This window comes from Oscillibacter sp. CU971 (assembly GCF_905219725.1).
Lineage (GTDB): Bacteria > Bacillota > Clostridia > Oscillospirales > Oscillospiraceae > Oscillibacter.
On record NZ_CAJMXG010000311.1, the window covers coordinates 1 to 2909 of the forward strand.

Annotated in this window: 3 protein-coding genes; all 3 read right to left on the minus strand. The window is 57.8% G+C overall.

Features of this window, described 5'->3' with window-relative positions:
• Positions 1-51 precede the first annotated feature (51 nt).
• Positions 52-1155 (minus strand): alpha/beta fold hydrolase, encoded by a 1104-nt coding sequence (locus JX325_RS14645; protein ID WP_204791815.1) that lies wholly within the window; start codon positions 1153-1155, stop codon positions 52-54.
• A 13-nt stretch (positions 1156-1168) separates the two neighbouring features.
• On the minus strand, positions 1169-2167 hold the full coding sequence (locus tag JX325_RS14650; RefSeq protein ID WP_204791816.1) for an aldo/keto reductase: 999 nt from the start codon (positions 2165-2167) through the stop codon (positions 1169-1171).
• A gap of 172 nt (positions 2168-2339) precedes the next feature.
• Positions 2340-2630, minus strand: coding sequence for a cupin domain-containing protein (locus JX325_RS18785; RefSeq protein WP_374220634.1), 291 nt, complete (start codon positions 2628-2630; stop codon positions 2340-2342).
• Positions 2631-2909: the final 279 nt, after the last annotated feature.

Genomic DNA, 2909 nt, shown 5'->3' on the forward strand with positions numbered 1-2909 from the left:
TGCACAAGCTGTTTGCACCATTGCTGCTTTCAGCACTTTACTCAAGCGGTTTTAGCCTATTGGTACAGCTTCTAAGTCCTGGAACATGAAGTGGTCATTGCCGGTGATCCCTTCTTCGGGCAGATGCACCACGGTACTGCTCCCGCCCGCCGCTGTGTAAGCCGCTGTGAAAGCGTCCGCGCTGGAGGCCATCATGCCCCACATACCTGCTGCCGGAACATCGGGGAACTCCTCGCCAATGTAGTCGCCATAGTAGAATGTAACGGGGATATTTTTCTCCAGCAGGGCGGCATAGTCCTCGCTGTCTACCATCGGGGCCATTCCCGGTTCAATCGCCACGATTGCGGCAATGTGATCGGTATACCGGGCTGTTTCCCAACCGGGCATACCGCCCTGGGAATGGGTGACAAGAACAGAATCCTTCCCGGTCCGCGCATAGACCTCATCAATCGTTGCCGCTACCGCCTGGGCCACTATGGTCGTGTCAATGTTCTGATCGCCGTTCGCTGAATCCATAGCGGTGTCCGGGGTCATCTGACGGAAGAACTGATCCAGCACATTCTCTCCCGTGGGGAACTGAGAACCCTCGTTGTAGGTGAAAGTATTGTCCAGATAAGTGCCGATACGGAACTGAGTGTACCAGGTCTGGTCAGAGGGTTCGGTGCTGATGGTCCCGGCCACGGAGGTCTGTCCGGCCTCCCCACGGCGGGGCTGGTCGATGAGGAACACGCTGTGGCCCATCCGCAGGAACAGGTCAGACCAACCGGGGCGTCCGTCCGGGGTGGTCATCCAGCCCATGCGGGACTGACCGTAGCCGTGGAGGAACACCATGGGCAGACCGCTCTCCTCTGCCGGAATCTGATAGAACACATTGGCGTGATCCACATGGGAGGTGGAACCTTCCCTGGACATATAGTAGTTGGAAACGTCAAAGGTCCCCTCAGAGGTCAGCACCGTGCCTCCGGCGGAGAACATCCCCTGCTCGGCGATCACCAGCGCATCGGGATAAGGGTTGACCGGCTCATTGGGCTGAACCGTGGGAGGGGCGTTGTTGTCCCCCGCAGGCTGAGTGGGAGTGCTGGCACACCCGGCCAGCAGGGAGAGGATCGTGGCTGCGGTCAAAAGCAGCGCCCAAATACGTTTCATTTTTTTCATGGTGGGAAACCTCCTATTTTGTGATTTTTGTACCGCCGAACACCCGGGACATCTCCATAGTGTCCAGCGCATTGTCCAGTGCCTGCACCTCGGAAGCTGTCAGCACAGTATCCGCCGCTCCCGCGTTCTCCCGCATCCGTTCCAGCTTGCGGGTGCCGGGAATCGGGACGATATACGGCTTCTTGCGCAGCATCCATGCCAGGGAAATTTGCGCAGGTGTTGCAGACTTCTCCGCAGCCAGCCGGTGGAGCAATTCCAGCAGCGCCCGGTTCTGCTCCATACCCTCCGGGGTGAACTGCGGCATGACGCTCCGGTAGTCCGTCCCGGCTTCAAACTTGGTTTCTGTTCCGTACTGTGCGGAGAGGAGGCCGTTTGCCAGCGGGGAGAACGCCACATAGCCGATGCCCAGCTCCTCCAGGACCGGGAACAGGTCCTCATACCACCGTGCCATCATGGAGTAGCGGTTCTGAATCGCTGTTACCGGGCAGACGGCGTGAGCGCGGCGGATAGTGTCCTCAGTCGCTTCGGACAGGCCCCAATGGGTGATCTTGCCCTCTCGGATCAGATCGGCCATTACCCCGGCCACTTCCTCCACCGGCACATTGGGGTCAGCCCGGTGCTGATAGTAGAGGTCAATGTGATCCGNCCCCAGCCGCCGCAGAGAATTTTCCACGGAGGTTCGGATCACTGCGGGCCGGGAATCCGGTACAAGGGGCTTGTTTACCGCCGTGCTGCCCATGTCAAANTGGATGCCGAACTTGGTGGCAATGACCACCTGCTCCCGCTGCGACCGCAGCGCGGCTCCCACCAATTCCTCGTTGTGGTGGGGATTGTCCGCCGTTCCGTAGACCTCGGCGGTATCAAAGAAGGTATAGCCCATATCCGCCGCCTGCTGGATCAAGCGGATGGCCTCGGTTCGATCTGTGGGCGCACCGTAGGTATGGGAGAAACCCATGCACCCAAGGCCAAGGGCTGAAACCTTCAAATCGCGCCCTAATACTCGCTGTTCCATCGTGATTCCTTTCTGCCGTGATTGCTGTTATTCCTTGCTACGATTTGATTTTAACGCACGGAGGCAGAAAACAGAAGTCTCGATTAGTTCATCAGTATCAAGTCAAAGGTTGACACTGACAGGCATCAAAAAAGGCTGAGGTTCCATGCCTCAGCCTTTTATCTGCCGTATTTTATTTCAAAACGCTATACTGCTCCTCGTCTACCGCCTCATACCACTCGGTCCGTCCACCCTCGCCGGGGACCTCTACGGCCAAGTGCTGGAACCAGGAATCCTTGGCCGCACCGTGCCAGTGCTTCACACCAGCGGGGATGTTCACTACATCACCGGGGCGCAGCTCTCGCGGCTCCTGGCCCCACTCCTGATACCAGCCCCGGCCGCTGACGCAGACCAGCATCTGTCCGCCGCCGTCCTCGGCGTGATGGATGTGCCAGTTATTCCGGCACCCCGGTTCAAAGGTCACGTTGAATACCGGCACCTGCTGGGTAGACAGAGGGGCAAGGTAGCTCTGCCCAATAAAATACCGGGCGAAAGTGTCATTCTTTTCCCCTACCGGGAAGCAAGACAGCTGGTCGGGGTCTACGCCATCATCCTCGCCATAGACCTCCTGNATCAGCGGGAAGGTACTCCACGCCTTGGGCCAGCCGCAGTAAAAGGCAAGCTGGGTAATGTCATTAAGTTAGGAATAAGGAGAAGATAAAGTCAAAAAAAGATGTAAAAAGGGGTTGACAAAGGAGGAAAA

Bases quoted from the DNA above. Each gene is read 5' to 3' on its own strand.
- JX325_RS14645 (WP_204791815.1), bottom strand. From the start codon at position 1,155: ATGAAAAAAATGAAACGTATTTGGGCGCTGCTTTTGACCGCAGCCACG.